Here is a 20,466-nt window from a genome sequence, read left to right as displayed (position 1 = left end):
GCGTCCTGCCGACGACCGGTTCAATCGGCCGGCGTCGGCAACGGGTCGTGCAGGGCATCGAGGGCCTGCAGGCCGAGTTGGCCGAGATCGGCGCGGCCGCCCGACTGGAACCAGTGCCGCATCGTGGCGCGGATGACGCCGATGCAAGCGCCGGCGAGCACGCGGGCGCGCAGCTCGGCGGCATCGCCGCCGCCCAGGCGACGGACGAAACAGCGATACATGGCGTCTTCCCAGTCGCGGTCGATTTCATTCTCGACCGCGATCAGGGCGGCCGAACTGGCGATGACCCGCTGCTGCGCGAGCAGCTGCTCGCGATTCGTGGTGTGTTCGCCGGCGAACAGCTGGGCGATGCGGCGCAGGCTGGCGATCGGGCTTTCGCCCGGCGGCGGCGCATCGAGGAGCGCGGTGAAGCGTTCCAGGCGTTCCGCCCGATGCGGGAAGGCCAGCGCTTCCTTGTTGTCGAAGTAGCGGAAAAAGGTGCGACGGCTGACTTCGGCGTCGGCGCAAATCTCGTCCAGGGTCGTGGCGGCGAAGCCGACATTCCGGAATCGCAGGTTTGCGGCCCGCACCAGAGCGCGCCGGGTCGCGTCTTTTTTCCGTTCCCGGAGCAGCGAAGATGGCTTTTTCATCGGCGAGAGGATATAGCTGTCAGTCCCCAAAGTGCCACCGAGTGCCAATTTCGTGACGATGACCCGCCTGCTCGCCGACGCCGCGCCCCCGGCGCCCACGCTGTCGTGGACGGCGGGCGCCATCGCGCCGGCCTTCGACGCGGCCGGCATCGCCGATGCCGCGCATGCCCCGCGTGAGCCGGCCTATGTCGTGCGGCGTGACGACGGTGGCATCGGTGTGGGCCGCCACGGCGCCATCGCGAGCAACCCGAATGCCGCGGCCTGGCCGCTGCTCGGCCTGTTGCCGCCGCTGTATCCGGAATGGCTGGGCGACCGTTCCTTCCAGGAGACCCACGGCACGCGTTATCCGTACATCGGCGGCGCGATGGCGAACGGCATCGCCAGCACGTCCTTCGTGATCGAACTCGGCAAGATCGGTGCGCTCGGGATGTTCGGCGCGGCGGGTCTGGCCCCGGCGCGGGTCGAGGCCGCACTCGACACGATCGCCGCGGCGCTCGATCCGCTCGGGCGTCCCTGGGGTGCGAACCTGATCCACAGTCCGGCCGAGCCGGCGCTCGAAGACGCCATCGTCGACTTGTACTTGCGCCGCGGCGTGCGCTGCGTCGAGGCGAGCGCCTTCATGGCGATGTCGCCGGCCATCGTGCGCTATGCCGCGAGCGGCCTGTGGCGCGACGCCGAAGGTCGCATCCAGCGCCGCCATCGCGTCATCGCCAAGATCTCGCGCGAGGAAGTGGCGCGCCGCTTCCTCGAACCGCCGACCGCGAAGATCCTCGATGCCCTGGTCGAATCCGGCCGGCTCAGCCGGGCCGAAGCCGATCTCGCCGCACAGGTGCCGATCGCCGACGATCTCACCTGCGAATCGGACTCCGGCGGCCATACCGACAATCGTCCGCTCGGCGCGCTGCTGCCCACCATCCTGCGCCTGCGCGACGAGATCGTCGCGAAGCGCGGCGACGGACGCATCATCCGCGTCGGCGCTGCCGGCGGACTCGGCACGCCGGCCAGTGTCGCCGCCGCATTCGCGCTCGGCGCGGCCTATGTGCAGACCGGTTCGGTGAACCAGGCTTGCGTCGAGGCCGGCCTGCATTCGCGCGCGCGCGCGATGTTGGCCAAGGCCGGCATGGCCGACGTGATCATGGCCCCGGCCGCCGACATGTTCGAGATGGGTGTCGAGGTGCAGGTGCTGAAGCGTGGCACCCTGTTCGCGCCGCGCGCACGCAAGCTCTACGAGTTGTATCGCGCCTATCCGAGTTTTGCCGCGCTGCCGCAGGAAGATCGCGAGCGCATCGAGCGGCAGATGCTGCGCAACGACTACGCCAGCGCCTGGGCATCGACACGTGCGTTCTGGCAGAAGCGCGAGCCGGCCCAGGCCGAGCGTGGCGACCGCGATGCCAAGCATCAGATGGCGCTCGTGTTCCGCTCCTACCTCGGACTCGCCAGTCGCTGGGCGATCGATGGCGTCGAGGACCGCGAGTCCGATTACCAGATCTGGTGCGGACCGGCGATGGGTGCCTTCAACCGCTGGGTCGAGGGCAGTGTCCTCGATCCGCCCGAGGCACGCACGGTGGCGCAGGTCGCGTTGAACCTGCTCGAAGGCGCGACCGTGGTCACCCGTGCCCAGCAACTTCGCAGTTATGGCGTGCCGGTCCCGGCCGCCGCATTCGATTTCCGACCGCGCCTGCTGGCCTGAAGCGCACCGAGGGTTCCATGAGCAACGATCGATCTTCGCGTCAGCCGGCCATCGCCGTGGTCGGCGTCAGTGCGCTGTTCCCGGGTTCGCAGGATGCGACCGGCTTCTGGAACGACATCCTGGCCGGGCGCGACCTGATCGGCGACGTGCCGGCCAGCCACTGGCGCATCGACGACTACTACGATCCGGATCCGTCGGCGCCGGACAAGACCTATGCGCGCCGCGGCGGCTTCCTGTCGCCGATCGACTTCGACGCGCTCGGCTTCGGCATCCCACCGGCCACGTTGCCGGCGACCGACACCTCGCAACTGCTCGCGCTGATCGTCGCGCAGGCCGTGCTCGAAGACGCCGCGCGTGACCAGCTCGCGAGCATCGATCGCTCGCGCATCTCGGTGATTCTCGGCGTGACGTCGGCGCAGGAACTGCTGTTCTCGATGGTCTCGCGCCTGCAGCGTCCGGTCTGGGTCAAGGCCTTGCGCGAGACCGGCCTGCCCGAGGACGAGGTGCAGGCGGCCTGCGACCGCATCGCCGCGCAGTACGTGCCGTGGCAGGAAGCGAGTTTCCCGGGCCTGCTCGGCAATGTCGTGGCCGGACGCATCGCGAACCGCTTGAACCTCGGTGGCACCAATTGCGTCACCGATGCCGCCTGCGCTTCGACCTTCAGCGCGTTGTCGATGGCGGTGAACGAACTCGTGCTCGGACACAGCGACATGGCCATCGCCGGCGGTGTCGACACCTTGAACGACATCTTCATGTACATGTGCTTTTCGAAGACGCCGGCGCTGTCGCCGAGTGGCGACTGCCGCCCGTTCAGCGATCAGGCCGATGGCACCATGCTCGGCGAAGGCCTCGGCATGGTCGCGTTGAAGCGGCTCGACGATGCCGAACGCGACGGCGACCGCATCTACGCGGTGCTGCGCGGCATCGGCACCGGTTCCGACGGCCGTGCGAAATCGGTCTACGCACCGGTCGCGGCCGGGCAGGCGCGCACCCTGGCGCGCGCCTACGCGGCGGCCGGATACGGGCCGGAGACCGTCGAACTCCTGGAAGCGCACGGCACCGGCACCAAGGCCGGCGACATCGCCGAATTCGAGGGCCTGAGCCAGGTCTTCGACGCCGGCGGCCAGCGCGCGCGGCAGTGGTGTGCGCTCGGTTCGGTCAAGAGCCAGATCGGGCACACCAAGGCGGCCGCCGGGGCGGCCGGCCTGTTCAAGGCGGTGATGGCACTGCACCACAAGGTGCTGCCGCCGACGATCAAGGTTGCGGCGCCGAATCCGAAACTCGCGATCGCCGACAGCCCGTTCTATCTCAACACCGAGACGCGACCGTGGATTCGTGCCGGCGATCATCCACGCCGTGCGGCGGTCAGCGCCTTTGGTTTCGGCGGCTCGAACTTCCATGTCACGCTGGAGGAATACACCGGCAGCGGCGCGAGAGCCGAACGGCTCGCGACGCAGTCCTGCGACCTGGTCCTGTTCGCGGCGGCGACGGTGCCCGAGTTGCTGCAGCAGATCGACGCGGCAGTCGCTCGGGACGCGCCGCTGGCGTGCATCGCCCACGACAGCCGTGTCGCCTTCGATGCCGTGAGCGCTCCGACGCATCGCGCCGTCGTGGTCGCCGCCACCCGCGAGGCCCTGCGGCAACGACTCGCGACGGTACGTGCGCGCATCGCGACCCAACCGGACCAGGGCTTCGATCTCCCCGATGGCAGCAGTTACGGCGTCGGTGCGCAGGCCGGCAAGGTCGCGTTCCTGTTTCCCGGCCAAGGCAGCCAGTACCTCGGCATGGGCGCGGCGATCGCGATGCAGTTCGATGCCGCGCGGCGCGTGTTCGACGCGACCGCAGACCTGGCGATGGAAGGCGACACGCGCCTGCATGAGGTGATGTTCCCGCGCCCGGCGTTCGACGACGCGACGCGACGAACCCAGCAGGACACGTTGACGTGCACCGAGTGGGCACAACCGGCCCTGGGTGCGCATGCCGCCGCCCTGCTCGCGCAGTTGCGCGAACTCGGCATCGGCGCCGATGCGCAGGCCGGGCACAGTTTCGGCGAAGTCGTGGCACTGCATGCGGGGGGTGCGTTCGATGCGCGTACCGCGGTGCAGATCGCGCGCCGACGCGGCGAGTTGATGCGTGATGCGGCGGCAACCACCCGCGGGGCGATGACGGCCTTGAGTCTGGACATCGATCGCGTCAAGGCGCTGCTGGCCGCGCATGCGCCGGAACTGGTCGTCGCGAACCACAATGCGCCGAATCAGGTGGTCGTCTCGGGTGCGCTGGCGGCGATCGCCGCCTTCGAAGCTGCGCTGCAGCGCGACGGCATCGGGTTCAAGCGCTTGCCGGTCGCGACGGCATTCCATTCGCCCCTGGTCGCGCCCTGCAGCGCGGCCTTCGCGCAGGCGCTCGCGACCCAGCCGATCGTGCCGTTGTCGACGCTGGTGTACGGCAATGCCAGCGGCGCCTGCTTCCCCACCCACGTCGCAGGAATGTCGACGCAACTGGCGACGCAGATCGCGCAACCGGTGCGCTTCGTCGACGTGATCGAGACGATGCATGGCGACGGCGTGCGTACCTTCGTCGAAGTGGGGCCGGGCAGCGTGTTGTGCGGTCTGGTCGATGCGGTCCTCGGCGAGCGACCGCACCGGGCCATTGCACTCGACCGCAAGGGCCGCGATGGCGTCGAATCGCTGCTGATCGGGCTCGCACGTCTCGCGGCTGCGGGTGTGTCGATGCAGGCCGCGCGCCTGTTCGCGGATACGCGCCGACCGCAGGCCGTCGCGAGCGTCGCCAAGCTCGCCGTGTCGATCAGCGGCAGCAACCATGGCAAGCCTTATCCCCCCGCGAATCCACACGACATTCCGGCGCCGAATCCGCCTCGGGCCGTGGTCACGACCACGTCGACATTCGCCGCCACCGACACCCTTGCAGGAACCGAAGACATGCGCGTCCCGAATTCGCCGAGTGAGGCCTGGCTTGCCGCTTTCCAGGAAAGCCAGCAACAAGCCGCTGCGGCACACGCCACCTTCCAGCGCACGATGGCCGAGAGCCATGCCGCCTATCTGAAGCTCGCCGAGTCGGCGCTGCTGGGATTGAGCGGTATCGCGCCGCCGGTGGCGGAAAGCACGGGTGTTCCGGCTGTCGCGCACGTGCTGCCGGAGCCGCAGGCGCTGCGGCCTGCGCTCCTCCCGCAAGCGTCAATGCCCCAGCCACAGCCTGAAACCTCCATCCCTGCGCCGCTTCCGTCGCCGCTTCGACCACAGGGCTTGGACTTGCCCGCGCTGCTGATGAGCATCGTCGCCGAGAAGACCGGCTACCCGATCGACATGCTGAACCTGGACATGGACCTCGAAGGCGATCTCGGCATCGACTCGATCAAGCGCGTCGAGATCCTGGCCGCGGTGGACGAGCGCGCACCGACCCTGCCCAAGGTCGATCGGGCGCGCTTGAGCGCGCTGCATACCTTGCGCGAGATCGTCGACTACCTCGGCGCTCAAGCCTCGGATTCGGGCGCGGCACCGGTCACGGCGGCCATCGCGATGCCCGCGCCGCAGCCGGGCGTCGACTTGCCCGCGCTGCTGATGAGCATCGTCGCCGAGAAGACCGGCTACCCGATCGACATGCTGAACCTGGACATGGACCTCGAAGGCGATCTCGGCATCGACTCGATCAAGCGCGTCGAGATCCTGGCCGCAGTGGACGAGCGCGCACCGACCCTGCCCAAGGTCGATCGGGCGCGCCTGAGCGCGCTGCATACCTTGCGCGAAATCGTCGATTACCTCGGCGGCAACCTGGCGGCCGTGGCGGCCGTGACGGCAGCGGAAGTCGCGACGCCCTCGCCGGAGCCGCAGGCTGCGCGGCTCCCGCTGCCGGCACCGACCCTCGGGCGTTATGCGCTGGAACTGATCCCGGCGCCGGCGACCGGATTCGCCCTGCCGGGCCTGTTGTCCGGACTGCGCGTGCACATCACCGGCGACGACAGCATCGCGCCGCTGCTCGCCGAGGCCTTGCGTGTGCGCGGCGTGCAGGCGCTCGCGGTGTCGGCGCCGCCGGAATCCTCGACCGCCTGCATCTTCCTCGGCGGCCTGCGCAAGGTTCGCGATGCCGACGACGCGATGACGGTCAACCGCGATGCGTTCCGCATGGCGCGGGCCTTGGCACCGCGCCTGCAGCAGGGCGGCGGCTTGTTCGTGACCGTGCAGGACAGCGGCGGCACATTCGGAGTCGACGCCGGGCCGGATGGTCGCGAGTGGCTGTCCGGAATGCCGGCGCTGATCAAGACGGCTGCGCTCGAATGGCCGCAGGCAAGCGTGAAGGCGATCGACGTGCAGCAGCAGGGGCGCACGCCACAACACGTTGCGCAGGTGATCGCCGACGAATTGATCGCCGGCGGCGGTGAAGTCGAGATCGCGCTGCCGGCCGATGGTCGCCGCCTCACCTTGCGCAGTGTCGCGCGTCAGGCCGATGCCGTGGCACCGGTGATCGACGACGGTGATGTCGTCGTCGTGTCCGGGGGTGCCCGCGGCGTCACTGCAGCGTGTCTGCAGGCCTGGGCCGGGCGCGTTCAGGCGCGATTCGTGCTGCTCGGGCGCACCGTGTTGCAGGACGAGCCTGCGGCGTGCCGCGGCATCGCTGACGAGGCCGGCCTGAAGCGCGCGCTGTTCTCGGCAGCGCTCGCGGCGGGCGAACAACTGGCGCCCGCGGCCCTGTTGTCGCGCGTGCACGCGGTGCTGGCGCAGCGCGAGATCCGGCAGACGCTGGCTGCATTGCAGGCGGCTGGTAGCGCAGCGCGTTATTGCGCGGTCGCGGTCGAGGATCAGGTCGCGCTCGCTGCTGCACTGGCCGAGGTGCGGGCCGACTGGGGTCCGATCCGTGGTGTCGTGCACGCGGCCGGTGTGCTCGCCGACAAACGCATCGCCGAGAAGACCGATGCGCAGTTCCGCCACGTGTTCGATACCAAGGTGCGCGGCTTGCAAGCTTTGCTCGCAGCGACTGCGAGCGATCCGCTGAAACTGTTGTGCGTGTTCTCGTCGGTGTCCGCGCGCTGCGGCAATACCGGACAGGCCGACTATGCGATGGCGAACGAGGTGTTGGCCAAGGTCGCCGCCGCCGAAGCGCGCCGGCGTCCCGGCCTGCGCGTGAAGTCGCTGGGCTGGGGGCCGTGGGAGGGTGGCATGGTGTCGCCGCATCTGCAGGCGCGTTTCGCCGAACTCGGTGTGCCGATGATTCCGCTCGCGCAGGGCGCACGCATGTTCGCCGACGAAATGGCCGATGCCGGCCGCGACGGGGTCGAACTCGTGCTGGGGGGCGAGCCGCGTGCCGAAGCCTTGTTGTTCGACGGCGCCGAGCAGCGCGTCGACGCGCTGGAATTCTCGGTGCAGCGCGCCAGCCACGGCTGGCTCGAAGGCCATGCCGTCGACGGCGCACCCGTGGTGCCGGTGGTCCTGGTTGCGGAATGGCTGACGCGCGCCGCGCGCAGCTTCCGTCCCGGCCTGTCACTGACCGCACTGCATGACTTGAAGGTGCTGAAGGGCATTCGACTCGATCGCTTCGAGAACGGCGGCGACCGCTTCCGCATCGATGCCCAGCCGCTGCGCAGCGACGACGCGACCTTGCTGCAGATGACCTTGCGTGATGAAGCCGGACGGCCCCGCTACAGCGCACGCGCCGAGTTGCGCTTGCTGCCGGTGCCGGTCGGCGACGACACGCCGGACCTCGTGCTCGACGCCTGGACCGGCGTGGCGCCGTATCCGTCGGCATTGTTTCACCGCGGCCAGTTCGAGTTGATCGAACAGATGCAGGGCATTTCCGACCAGGGCGTGGCGGCGCGCGTGCGCGGCGTGCACGCAGCGGCGTGGCCGACGCAGGACTGGCAGCTCGATGTCGCCGCGCTCGATGGCGGCATGCAGCTCGCGGTGCTGTACGGCCAGCGCATGCTGGGTCGCGCGAATCTGCCGACCGCGATCGACCGGGTGCGCCATTTCGCGATGCCACCCGCGGCCGGCGCCATCACGGCCACCGCACATCGGCGCGCGGTCGGCCCGGCCGCCGTGGTGACGGACATCTACTTCGTCGATGCGCAAGGTCGTCGTGTCGCGGACCTGATCGGTGTCCACAACCACGCGCTGGCATCGGCCTGAGCATGCGCTTCGCACCGATCGCGATCGTCGGACGCGCCTGCGTCCTGCCCGGGGCGTTGAACCCCGAGGCCTTGTGGGCAGCGGTTCGCGATGGTCGCGACTTGATCCGCCGGGTGCCGGAAGGGCGCTGGCGATTGGCGCCCGATCAGGCGCTGTGTCCGCCTGACGCGGTGCAGCCGGATCGGACCTGGTCGGATCGTGGCGGCTACGTCGACGACTTCGACGCGATCTGGAATCCGCAGGGATTCGCGCTGCCGGCGCGTGAGCTCGACGGTCTCGATCCACTCGTGCATTGGCTGCTGCATTGTTCGCGCGCCGCGATGGCCGAGGCGAAGCCGGGCCGCAGCCGTATCGGTGCCGTGTTCGGTCATCTCGGGTTTCCGAGCGAACAGATGGCGGCTTACGCCGATCAGGTCTGGATGGGCGCGGCGTCTCGGCGCGATGCGCGGGTCGACCCGCGCAACCGGTTCATGAGCAGCGGCGCCGCTGACGTGCTGGCCCGGGCGCTCGCGCTCGATGCCGGCTGTCATGCGCTCGACGCCGCCTGCGCCAGTTCCTTGTATGCGATCAAGCTCGCCTGCGACCGTCTGCATGAGGGCAGTGCCGATCTGATGCTGGCCGGCGCGGTGCAGCGTGCCGACGACCTGTTCCTGCACATCGGCTTCTCGGCGTTGAATGCGTTGAGCAAGTCGGGACAGTCGCGGCCCTTCCATCGCGATGCCGATGGCTTGCTGCCGGCCGAAGGCTGCGCGATGTTCGCGCTCAAGCGCCTCGATGATGCGCGTCGCGACGGCGACATCGTGCATGCCCTCATCCGTGGCATCGGCCTGTCGAACGATGGCCGCGGTCGTGGCCTGCTCGTGCCGGACGCGCACGGACAGCAACGCGCGATCCGCGCCGCCTACGATGCGGCCGGTCTCGCCCCGACCGCGGTTTCGTTGCTCGAATGCCATGCCACCGGCACGCCGGTCGGCGATGCGACCGAACTGCGCAGCACGGCGGCGGTCTTCGCGGGCGTCGGTGCATTGCCGATCGGTTCGTTGAAATCGAACCTGGGTCATCTGATCACCGTCGCCGGTGCGGCCGGGATCATCAAGCTGATCGAAGCCATGCACGCGGCGACGCGTCCGCCCAGCCTGCAGGCCGAGCCGCTGAATCCGGCGCTGGCAGAGACGCCGTTCCGCGTGCTGACCGCCGCCGAGCCCTGGCCGAGCGCGACACCGCGCATCGCCGCGATTTCGGCCTTCGGTTTCGGCGGCAACAACGCGCACCTGATCCTGTCCGAGGACGATCCCGGCGTGCACGGCGACGTGCCGCAGGCGCGGCCGCAGCAGTTCGCGATCACCGCGCTCGGCTGCATCGCCGGGCAGGCGGCGAACCGCGCGCAGTTCACCGATGCGCTGGTGACGCAGCGCTCGTTGCGCGACACCTCTGGGGCCGGCGCGATCGCGGCGATCGACCTCGATCTCGCCGGCCTGCGCTTTCCGCCACGCGACCTCGAACAGACCCTGCCGCAGCAACTGGCGATGTTGCAGGCGGCGCGCGAAGCCCTGTGCGAAGCCGGCACCTTGCCGCGCGAACGCAGTGCAGTGCTGATCGGCATGGAACCCGATGCCGAAGTGGCGCGCTATGGCACGCGCTGGCGTCTCGCCGAGGCCACACCGGCGGCACGTGATGGCGTGATCGGCGCGCTCGAAGCGGCCGGCGTGATCGGCTGCATGCCGAACATTCCGGCGAACCGGCTCAGCGCCCAGTTCGATCTGGCTGGTCCGGCGTTCACCGTGCAAGCGGGCGCCGGGTCCGGATTGCAGGCGCTGCGCATCGCCTGTCGCGCATTGGCGAATGACGAAATCGATGCGGCCCTGGTCGGCGCGGTCGATCTGTGTTGCGAGCCGGTCACCTGCGCGGCCGGCCATGTCGATCCGGCCGATGCCTCGGTCGCATTGGTGATCAAGCGTCTGGCCGATGCCGAGCGCGAGGGTGATCGCATCTACGCGGTGATCGGCGGGGACGACGGCAGCGCGTCCGATGGCGACACTGCTGCTTCGATTGCCGCCGATCTGCGCGTGCGTCTCGGTGATGCCGGTGCCGCGCAGGGACTGCTGCAGCTCGCGAGCGCGGCCCTGTGTCTGCATCATCGGCGCCGGCCGGACGGACGCCCATGGCTGAGCGCGACGCCACGCGGCCTGCGCCTGTCGGTGGCGGGTGATGCGCCGATCGTCCTGCAGGAATCCTGGACTGCACCGCGACGTGGCGAAGCATTGCGGCCGCGGCTGCACGTCTATGCCGGCCGCGACCGCGCGGCGGTGATCGCCGCGCTGATCGCGAAGCAGGAAGGCGGCGTCGGGCCGACGCGGTTGGTGCTGGTCGCGCGTGATGATGAATTCGAAGCGGTGCGTGAGCGCGCGCTCGCGCACCTGCGCGACGGCGCTCCGGCGGGACAGGCGGTGCACTATCGCGAGACGCCGATCGGCGGAGAGATCGCGTTCGCATTCGCCGGCGCCGGCGCGGCGTATCGCGGCATGGGTGCGGATCTGCTGATGCAATGGCCGCAACTCGCGAACTCGCTCGCCGGGCGCAGCCGCAAGCTCGCGACCGCGCTCGACTGGGCATTGGCCGACGACGCCACCGAACCGTCGGTGCGCCAGCAGTTGTGGGGGGCGTCGGCGCTGTCGCAATTGCATGTCGAGTTGACGACCGGCGTCCTCGGCCTGCGCGCCGATGCCTGGCTCGGCTATTCCTCGGGCGAGACCAATGCGCTGGTCGCGGCCGGGGTCTGGCGCGATGCGGATGCCTTGATGGCGGCGATGGACGACAGTCGCCTCGTGTCGCACTGGCTCGGCGGCGAGTTCGCGACGATTGCCGCCCAGTGGCAGCGACCGGTGCAGTGGGCGAGCTGGACCGTGGCTGCGCCGCTCGACGAGGTGCGCGCCGCGATCGCCGACCTCGCCCATGTCCATGTCGCGATCATCAATGGCGATGCCGATGGCCTGATCGCCGGCGACGCGGCCGAGTGCGCGATCGCGGTCGCCCGTATCGGCGCGGCCCGCTGCCTGCGCCTCGATTACCCGCTCGCGGTGCATGTGCCGGAACTGGCAGCGGTCGCGCCGGACTGGCTGCAACTGCATCGGCGCGAGGTCCATGCGCCCAGTTCGGGACGGGTCTATTCGAACGCCTTCGGTCGCGCGTATGCGCCGGACAGCGAAACTTGCGCGCGCGCCATCCTCGAACAGGCCGATCGTTGCCTCGATCTGCGGCCGGTCGTGCTGCAGGCCTGGAATGACGGCGTCCGCGTGTTCATCGAACATGGTCCCGGCGGCGGCTTCGCCCGCGTCCTTCGCGGCATCCTCGGCGAGCGCGAGGCCTTGATCGTCAGCCTCGATCGCAAGGGGCAGGGCATCGAGGCGACGCTCTCGGCGGTCGCCGCCCTGGTCGCAGCCGGCGTGTCCGTGGATCACGCGCGGTTGGAAGCCCTGCTCGCGCCAGCGCAAACATTGCCGGTGCCGCAGCGGCCGCTGCGACTGCCGGCCCATTGGCCGCCGGTGCGGATCGCGCGCGCGCCCGCTGCCGATGTCCAGATCATGGCGGCCGCTCCGCCGCTGCCGCCGGTACTGGTGCCCGCTGCACGACCCGCGCCGGTCCCGGTGCGGCCGGTCGCACCGCCGGTCGTGCCTGCAGCGGTGGCATCCGGCGTTGCCGCCATCGCGTCGCATTCGGTGCTTTCCGCGCGCCGCCAGCAGCTCGTGCAGCTGGCCGAGGCGCACCAGCAATTCCTCGCATTGCAGGCGAACGCGCACCAGCAGTTCCTCGCCCTGCGTCATCAGGCCCAGGCACTGCTGCTCGGTGCCGATCGGGTGACGGTGCCGGTGAACCTGGCCGCTTCGAACGCACCGCTGGTGCTCAGCGTGCCGGCCCCCGCGCCCGCAACGGCGCCAGTGGCGATCTCGACGCCGGTCGAGGCGGCGCCGACGCCACTTCCGACCATGCCGCCGTCCTCGCGCCCGACTGGACCAACGTTCATCCGCGAACAATTGCGGATCCATGCCGAAGGCCGCATCTCGGACCTGTTCGGCGTGAAGTTCCTCGGCCAGGATCGTTTCGAACGCCAGGTGCGCATGCCGACGCCGCCGCTGCTGCTGGCCGATCGCGTCACCGGCATCGAAGGCGAGGCCGGGAGCATGGGCCGCGGCCGCATCTGGACCGAGACCGATGTCGGCAGCCAGGACTGGTATCTGCACAATGCGCGCATGCCGGCCGGGGTGATGATCGAAGCCGGGCAGGCCGACCTGATGCTGATTTCGTGGCTCGGTGTCGATGCCCTGAACCGCGGCGAGCGCGTCTACCGCTTGCTCGGCTGCGAGCTGATGTATCACGGCGACTTGCCGCAGCGCGGCGATACGCTCGCTTTCGACATCGCGCTCGACGGTCATGCCGCCCAGGGCGACGTGCGCCTGATGTTCTTCCACTACGACTGCATGAACGGCGCCCGCAAGCAGCTGTCGGTGCGCAAGGGCCAGGCCGGCTTCTTCACGGCGGCCGAGCTGGCCGAATCGGCCGGTTGCCTGTGGACGCCGGAGACGCAGGAGATCGTCGCCACGCCGCGCCTCGATCCGCCGCTGCTCGAATGCACGCGCAACGCCCTCACCCGCGAACAGCTCGAAGCCTACGCGGCCGGGGACGCGTTCGCTTGCTTTGGTCCCGGCTTCGAGTTCGCCTCCACGCATACGCGCACGCCGGGCATTGCCGCCGGCCGCATGCTGCTGCTCGATCGCGTCACCCATCTCGAAGCGAACGGCGGCCCGTGGCAACGCGGCTATCTGCGTGCCGAGCTCGACATCGATCCGGGCCAGTGGTTCTTCGACGGCCATTTCAAGAACGACCCGTGCATGCCGGGCACGCTGATGTTCGAGGCCTGCCTGCAGGCGATGGCGATCCAGCTCGCGGCGCTCGGCTACACGCTGAAGCGCGACGGCTGGCGCTTCCAGCCGGTGCCGGACCTCGCTTATCGGCTGCAGTGCCGCGGCCAGGTCACGCCGGGATCGACGCTGCTGGTCACCGAAGTCTTCGTCGAGGAACGCAGCGCCGGGCCGACCCCGACGCTGTACGCCGACCTGCTGTGCACGGTCGATGGCCTGAAGGCCTTCCATGCGCGCCGCGTCGCCCTCGAGCTGGTGCCGGACTGGCCGCTGGTCGAGGGCGATGTCGCGCCCGATCGGTGCGATGCGCAGGCACCGGTGGTCGACGGGTTCCGTTTCGATCGACAGAGCCTGCTCGGCTGCGCGCTGGGTCGTCCCTCCGAGGCCTTCGGGCCGATGTACCGACGCTTCGACGGCCCGACGCGGGTCGCGCGGCTGCCCAGTCCGCCGTACCACTTCATCAGCCGCATCGCCGAGATCCACGGCCCGATCGGAGTGATGCAGCCGGGGGCACGCGTCGTTGCCGAATACGATGTGCCGGACGAGGTCTGGTACCTCGACCAGAACGGCGGCCGGCGCATGCCGTTCGCGGTGCTGCTGGAAGCGGTGCTGCAGCCCTGCGGCTGGTTGTCGAGTTACGTCGGCTCGGCGCTGACGGTGGACAGCGAACTCGGCTTCCGCAATCTCGATGGCGAAGGTCGGGTGCTGGCGGAGCTCGTCGGCGGTGCCGGTACCTTGCGCACCGAAGTCGAGCTGACCGCGGTATCGGCGACCGCCGGCATGATCATCGAAACCTTCGTCGTGAACTGCACGCTCGACGGCCGCGCGGTCTACGAATTGCGGACCGTGTTCGGCTTCTTTCCGCCGGCCGCGCTCGCCGCCCAGGCCGGATTGCCGATCACCCCGCCGCACCGTGAACTGCTGGAGCGTGCGGGCAACGGGACCATCGATCTCGACGCCGAGCCGGCCACGTTCTTCGCGCATCCGACCCTGCGCCTGGCTGGTCCGATGCTGCGCATGATCGATCGCATCGAAGGGGTCTGGCCCGAGGGCGGCCGCGCCGGCCTCGGCCAGCTGCGCGCGGTCAAGGACGTCGATCCGGACGAATGGTTCTTCAAGGCGCATTTCTTCCAGGACCCGGTGCAACCGGGCTCGCTCGGGCTGGAGGCGATGCTGCAGGCGCTGCAGGCGTTTCTGCTGCATCAAGGCGCTGGTGCCGGCATGGTCGAACCGCGCTTCGAGACCGTCGCCGTCGCTGTCACGCACGGCTGGAAGTATCGTGGCCAGGTGTTGCCGCATCATCGAACCGTGCATACGACCATTGAAATCACGTCGCGCGGTCGCGACGAGCGTGGCGAATTCGCCTTCGCCGACGCCAGCCTCTGGGTCGATGGCCAGCGCATCTACGAGGCCAGCGGCCTCGGCGTGCGCATCGTGTCGAGCGCGGCCTGAGCATGGCGGCGATGCGACTGCGGGTCAGGGCCATCGCCGAGGTGATGGCGCGTGCGCCCGCGGACACCGCGACGTGGCTGTCGCCTTCCGAACGCGAACGTTGTGCGCGCCTGCACGTGGCCACGCGGCGCGACCAGTTTCTCGCCGGACGCTGGCTGGCGCGCGAAGTGGTGGCCGAACACGGTGGCGGCGATGCCGCCGACTGGATCTTGCAGGAACGACGCGGTCAGCCGCCGGCGGTGATCGGCGGCGCATCCGTGCCGCTGCTCTCGCTCAGTCACAGCGGCGACTGGATCGCAGTGGCCAGCGCCGACGAGCCGGTCGGCATCGATCTCGAGCAGCGCCGTCCGCGCGACGCCCTGCATCGCTTCGAGCCCTTGCTGCTCGCGATCGGCGAGGCCGAGGGCGTGCTCGATACCGACACCTTGCTGCAACGCTGGGTGGCCAAGGAGGCCTGGATCAAGCGTGACCACGGCAGCGCGCTCCCCGAGCGACTGGCCGCCTTGGCCTTGCGGCGCGCGCCCGCATCCGAGGTCGATGTCCATCTGCTGTCGACCTCGGCCTTTCATCTCGGTATCGCGACGAGCGCCGTGCCCTGGCACGTGGATCTGCCCTTGCCCGTGCTCGCCAACGAGGGCTGGCAGGTGCAGGATCTGGACCGGACGTGATGTCGAGACCGGCCAGCAATGTCGACGACGCGTCGACTCAGCGAACGCAGTTGCGGCCCGCGTTCTTGGCCTGATACAGGCGCTGGTCGGCCTCGCTCAGCAAACGCTCCGGTCGATCGTGCCCGGCGTCGCGCTCGGCCACGCCGAAGCTCAGAGTCACGCCCTCCGGCCCGCCATCGGCGAAGAACGGTCGACGCGCGGCGATGGCGTGACGAAGCTGTTCGCAGCGCGCCACGGCCTGCGCGCGATCGCAACCCGGGAACATCAGCATGAACTCCTCGCCGCCCCAGCGTGCGATCACCGCGCCCGAGCCGGCACCGGTACGCAGTTCCTCGGCGATGGCGGTGAGCACGCGATCGCCGGCAGCATGCGAATGACGGTCGTTGATGTCCTTGAAGTGGTCGATGTCGGCAATCGCCACCGACAGGCGGCCCGAGGTTGCCTGTGTCGCAGCGAACTGCTGCTGCAGCCGCTCCTCGAATGCACGTCGATTGGGCAAGCCGGTGAGCCAGTCTTCGCGCGCCTGGCGCTCGAACGCTTCGGACTGGTCGCGCAGCTTCACGACCAGTGCACCCTTCTCGCGATCGGCCTGCGCCAGCTCCAGTGCCTTGGCCTGCAGATCGTGCGTGCGCAGGGCCACCAGGCGCTCCAGTTCGCGACTGCGATGCAGCAACTGCGCCGTGCGCTTGCGCCAGATCGCTGCCGCCAAGATCACCAGCAGGACGCCCGCCAGTGCCTGTACCGCCCGGCGTTGCCACCACAGCGGCGCGATCGCGAATTCGATCTCCCGCACCCGGGTGACGCTGCCGATGCGAGCCTCGACTTCAAAGCGATAGCGTCCGGGCGCCAGGTTGGTGTAGCCGGCCACGCGCTGGCCGCCGGCATCGACCCACTGATCATCGAAACCGATCAGTCGATGGCGGTACCGCACACGTTCGGGGGTCAGCAGGGTCAAGCCGACATAGCGGAACTCCAATCGCCGGATGCCGGCCGCCAGCGTCCCGCCCGCGGCCACGGCCATCGACGTCCCATCCACGATGATCGCTTCGATCACCGGGTCGACTTGGACCGGACGGCGTGGGTAGTTGCGTGTCGGCATGATCGCAGCCACGCCTTCGGCCGTCGCGAATCGCAGGCTGTCGTCGGCGAGGCGGATACCGGCGGACTGCGAGGCGCCATTGGCTTGCTCATTGGTCAGGCCATCGTTGCGGTCGAAGCGTTGCACGCGCACGGGCCCGCTGCGTCCCGCCCGGATCGCCGCGATCTCGGTCGCGGGCAGCAGGAAGATGCCGCGGTTGCTGCTGATCCAGAAGCTGCCCTGCGCATCTTCCAGAATCTGGAACAGGCTGCGGTTGAAGGCGGGATCGTCGCCGACGATGTCCTCGAAGCGTCCATCGACGTAGCGTTTGAGTCCGCGATTGCTGCCGATCCAGAGTTCGCCCGACGGCGGCCCGTGAATGCTGAACACGTCTTCGGCATGAAGTCCTTGCGCCTTGCCATAGGCTTCGAAGCGCTCGCCTTCCAGTCGCGCCAGACCACCGGACGTGCCTACCCACAGGCGGCCCAGCGGGTCTTCGGTCAAGGCCATCGCGAAATCGCGCGGCAATCCCTGGGCGCGATCGAATCGCGTCAGTTGCTCGCCGACCAGGCGAAACAGCCCGCTGTTGCTGGCGATCCACAGGCTGGCGTCGGCGCGCGCCAACAGCGCCCGGATCTGCAGCGCCGCAAGGGGTTGCGTCCCCGGCACCGGCTCGACGCGGTCACCACGGATGCGCGCCACGCCGGCACCGAACGTACCGACGAGCAGGCCGTGCTGCGGGGTGTGCGCCAATGACAAGATCGAATCGCTGGGCAAGCCGTTGTCGCGGCCAAAGCGCGTGACCGTCTCGCCGTCGCGGCGGTAGAGGCCGTCGGTGCTGCCGATCCAGAGGACGCCGGCGGGTTGCTCCCACAACGCGCGGACATATCCTTCGCCGATGTCGTGGCGACGATCGATGGTCGTGAAGCGCAAGTCGCGCAGCTGATAGAGGCCATCCGAGGAGCCGATCCAGACGCTGCCTTCGCGATCCTCGAACAACGACACCACCCGATTGCCGCGCAGTCCGTGGTCACGGTCGAGCTGGTCGATGCCATGCGCGCCCGCCCGCCACAGCCCCTGGTCGGTGGTGCCGATCAGCAAGCTGCCGTCGCTGTCGTAAAGCAGCAGCTGCGCGGACGTCGGAACCTGATCGCCGGTCAGCGGGCGGAAGCCCTCGTCGCTGATCCAGCCGACCCGGCCGGCCACGGTGACGGCGATTTCCCCGTCGGGTGCGCGCCGCAGGCTGCGCACGGGTCCCGGCGGCAGGCCACGCTGGCTACCCCAGGGCGTGACCTCGCCCGCCGCTGTGACGTGATCCAGGCCGGCAGCGGAGCCGACGTAGACACCGCCCAGTCCGTCGGCCAGGGTGACGTAGACATTGTCGTGGGCCAGGCCGCTGCGCTGATCGACCTGCAACGCCGGCCGGTCCGGTCGCCAGCGGGCGATACCGTTCTCTTCGCCGATCAGCCACAGCCACCCGTCGCTGCTGGTCTCGACGCCGATCAACTGCTCGAACGGCTGGCCCTCGCCACTGCCGAAGTGCTGCCAGCCTTGCGCATCGAAGGCCAGCAAACCGGAGCGCGCACTGCTCACCCAGAGCCGGCCAGCGCTGTCGACGGTGAGTGCCCGGATGCCATTGGCTTCCGCCAGCGGCAGCGTGCGGTCATCGAACACCACGAATTCCGAGCCGTTGAAGCGCGAAAGACCCTCGAAACTGCCCAGCCACAGATAGCCATCGGGCGTTTGCGCGATGGCGATCACCATGTTGTGGGCAAGCCCGCTGCCGCTGTTCCAGTGGCTCAGGGTGAAGGTATTGAGCGGGCGGCTGGTGTCCAGTGCCCGCAGCGGCGATGACGCGAACAGGACGAACCAGCATCCCGCCCAGGCGACCCATTTCGCCGCCGTGCGCAGCGCGCTCATGCGGTCGAGCATCCCGGGATGCACCACGGCGAATGTTCGCCGGAAACATCGAACGGTGGCTGGCGGCTGCGCAAGGGTTCGGCTTCCAAGGGTGCGAACGCCAAGGATATGCGCTCGCCGCACCCGGCGCAGTGAAGGCGCGGGTCAACCGCATCAAACCCCTGCAACGGGCGAACGGCCTTTCCTTCTCTTCACGCAGTCACTGCGATCCTTGAGCGGTCGGTGACTCGAAGCGCGTCGTGCGGATCGTGTTTCCTATCGTCAACAGCTTGAAAATCAATCACTTGAAAATTGAACTTTCGGACCGATTAGCACTCCAATAGGCCGACTGCTAAATTCGTCTCCCCAAGGAGGACGCGATGTCCCAAGCATTGATCACCAGCAACTTCCCGATTCCCAGCGCCCTGGGTTCGCTGGACGCCTACATCGGCACGGTCAACCGTTTCCCGATGCTGGAAGCGACCGAGGAGCAGGATCTGGCCTGGCGCGTGCGCCTCGACAATGACGCCGCGGCCGCCAAGCAATTGATCATGGCGCACCTGCGCTTCGTCGTGCATGTCGCGCGCGGCTATCAGGGCTACGGCCTGGGCATGGCCGACCTGATCCAGGAAGGCAACATCGGCCTGATGAAGGCCGTGAAGCGTTTCGATCCCGATCAGGGCGTGCGTCTGGTGTCGTTCGCGGTGCACTGGATCAAGGCCGAAATGCACGAGTTCATCCTCAAGAACTGGCGCATCGTCAAGGTCGCGACGACCAAGGCGCAGCGCAAGCTGTTCTTCAACCTGCGCAAGTCGAAAAAGCGCCTGGGCTGGATGAACAACGAGGAAGTGAACACGGTCGCGCGTGAACTGAAGGTCGATCCGTCCGATGTGCGCGAAATGGAAGCGCGTCTGAATGGTCGTGACATCGGCTTCGATGCGCCGGCGAACGAGGACGACGAACATGCGCGTCCGTCGCCGGTCGCGTTTCTGGTTGACGCCACGGTGGGTCCGGCCGAAGCCCTGCTCGCGCAGGACGAGGGCGACCATCAGGTCGATGTGCTGCGCGACGGCATGGAAAAGCTCGACCAGCGTTCGCGCGACATCGTCAATCGCCGCTGGCTGGCCGACAACAAGGCGACGCTGCAGGAACTCGCCGATGAATACGGCGTGTCGGCCGAGCGCATCCGCCAGATCGAAGCGAACGCGTTCAAGAAGATCCGCGCGTTGTTCGTCGCCTGATCCGCGACGCGACGGTTTGAACCATGACGGCCCTTCGGGGCCGTTCGTGTTTTCAGGACTTGAGCGGCAGTTCCGGCTGCTTCAGCGGAATCTCGGCCTCGCCGCGGAACACGCGCTTGAATTCGGCGCGCGAGACCGAGACGTAGCGCTCGTTGCCGCCGATCTCGACCTGCGCGCCCTGGGTCAGGGCACGGCCATGTTCGTCGACGCGCACCACCATCGTCGCCTTGCGGCCGGTATGGCAGATGGTCTTGATTTCGGTGATCGAATCGGCCCAGGCCAGCAGGTACTGGCTGCCTTCGAACAACTCGCCCTGGAAATCGGTGCGCAGGCCGTAGGACAGGGCCGGAATGTTCAATTGGTCGACCACCTCGGTCAATTGCCAGACCTGTGCCCGGCTCATGAACTGCGACTCGTCGGTCAGCACGCAATGCAGCGGGCCGTGCGCGGCGATGTCGTCGCGCACCAGTTGCAGCAGGTCGTCGTCGCGCTCGAAGATGACGCCGCTCGCCTTCAGTCCGATTCGCGACTGCACCACGCCGCGGCCGTAGCGGTCGTCCAGCTTGGGCGTCAGGATCAGGGTCCGCATGCCACGCTCGTGATAGTTGTGCGCCGACTGCAGCAGCGTGGTCGTCTTTCCGGCATTCATCGCCGAGTAGTAGAAATAGAGCTTGGCCATCGCTGCATGCTTGGATTCGGGCCGATGATTTTAGCAGCGTGCGCGGATGCTGCCGGATAGAATCCGCGGCCGCTTCA

The 20,466-nt window shown here is 68.7% G+C and carries 8 protein-coding genes; 5 read left to right on the top strand and 3 right to left on the bottom strand.

The window, feature by feature from the left end; genetic code table 11:
• Positions 1–20: 20 nt before the first annotated feature.
• Positions 21–779: a TetR family transcriptional regulator gene (locus tag IPP28_01510; protein ID MBL0039730.1), complete on the bottom strand. Its 759-nt coding sequence runs from the start codon at positions 777–779 to the stop codon at positions 21–23.
• On the opposite strand from IPP28_01510, the gene IPP28_01505 reads away from it, so the two are divergent.
• The 4 genes from IPP28_01505 to IPP28_01490 are packed head-to-tail and all read left to right on the top strand — an operon-like array spanning position 688 to position 15,492.
• A complete protein-coding gene (locus IPP28_01505) occupies positions 688–2,319 on the top strand; it encodes a PfaD family polyunsaturated fatty acid/polyketide biosynthesis protein (protein ID MBL0039729.1) in 1,632 nt (543 codons plus the stop codon). The two genes, IPP28_01510 and IPP28_01505, sit on opposite strands and share 92 nt — an antisense overlap.
• 17 nt (positions 2,320–2,336) lie before the next feature.
• Positions 2,337–8,456 (top strand): SDR family oxidoreductase, encoded by a 6,120-nt coding sequence (locus IPP28_01500; protein MBL0039728.1) that lies wholly within the window; start codon positions 2,337–2,339, stop codon positions 8,454–8,456.
• 2 nt (positions 8,457–8,458) lie between these two features.
• A complete protein-coding gene (locus IPP28_01495; GenBank protein MBL0039727.1) occupies positions 8,459–14,824 on the top strand; it encodes a beta keto-acyl synthase in 6,366 nt (2,121 codons plus the stop codon).
• 11 nt (positions 14,825–14,835) lie between these two features.
• Complete coding sequence (locus IPP28_01490) at positions 14,836–15,492, top strand: hypothetical protein (protein ID MBL0039726.1); 657 nt, start codon at positions 14,836–14,838, stop codon at positions 15,490–15,492.
• Between the two features lie 37 nt (positions 15,493–15,529).
• On the opposite strand, the gene IPP28_01485 is transcribed toward IPP28_01490, so the two are convergent.
• Positions 15,530–18,490, bottom strand: a complete 2,961-nt coding sequence (locus IPP28_01485; protein MBL0039725.1) for a diguanylate cyclase — start codon at positions 18,488–18,490, stop codon at positions 15,530–15,532.
• A gap of 359 nt (positions 18,491–18,849) precedes the next feature.
• On the opposite strand from IPP28_01485, the gene rpoH reads away from it, so the two are divergent.
• Positions 18,850–19,710 carry an RNA polymerase sigma factor RpoH gene (gene rpoH / locus IPP28_01480; protein ID MBL0039724.1) on the top strand — a complete coding sequence of 287 codons (861 nt, stop codon included), beginning with the start codon at positions 18,850–18,852 and terminating at the stop codon, positions 19,708–19,710.
• 52 nt (positions 19,711–19,762) lie between these two features.
• Here rpoH and IPP28_01475 read toward each other — a convergent pair whose 3' ends face one another.
• Positions 19,763–20,389, bottom strand: coding sequence for a thymidine kinase (locus IPP28_01475; protein MBL0039723.1), 627 nt, complete (start codon positions 20,387–20,389; stop codon positions 19,763–19,765).
• Positions 20,390–20,466: the final 77 nt, after the last annotated feature.

It is taken from the genome of Lysobacterales bacterium (genome assembly GCA_016721845.1).
Taxonomy (GTDB): domain Bacteria; phylum Pseudomonadota; class Gammaproteobacteria; order Xanthomonadales; family Ahniellaceae; genus JADKHK01.
This window is presented reverse-complemented; position numbering and strand designations above follow the sequence as displayed.

What these genes read in the sequence shown, in the direction of transcription:
- IPP28_01505 (MBL0039729.1), top strand. Translation starts at nt 688, where the DNA reads ATGACCCGCCTGCTCGCCGACGCCGCGCCCCCGGCGCCCACGCTGTCG.
- IPP28_01510 (MBL0039730.1), bottom strand. Translation starts at nt 779, where the DNA reads ATGCCGGCCGCGTCGAAGGCCGGCGCGATGGCGCCCGCCGTCCACGAC.
- IPP28_01500 (MBL0039728.1), top strand. Translation starts at nt 2,337, where the DNA reads ATGAGCAACGATCGATCTTCGCGTCAGCCGGCCATCGCCGTGGTCGGC.
- IPP28_01495 (MBL0039727.1), top strand. Translation starts at nt 8,459, where the DNA reads ATGCGCTTCGCACCGATCGCGATCGTCGGACGCGCCTGCGTCCTGCCC.
- IPP28_01490 (MBL0039726.1), top strand. Translation starts at nt 14,836, where the DNA reads ATGCGACTGCGGGTCAGGGCCATCGCCGAGGTGATGGCGCGTGCGCCC.
- IPP28_01485 (MBL0039725.1), bottom strand. Translation starts at nt 18,490, where the DNA reads ATGAGCGCGCTGCGCACGGCGGCGAAATGGGTCGCCTGGGCGGGATGC.
- rpoH (MBL0039724.1), top strand. Translation starts at nt 18,850, where the DNA reads ATGTCCCAAGCATTGATCACCAGCAACTTCCCGATTCCCAGCGCCCTG.
- IPP28_01475 (MBL0039723.1), bottom strand. Translation starts at nt 20,389, where the DNA reads ATGGCCAAGCTCTATTTCTACTACTCGGCGATGAATGCCGGAAAGACG.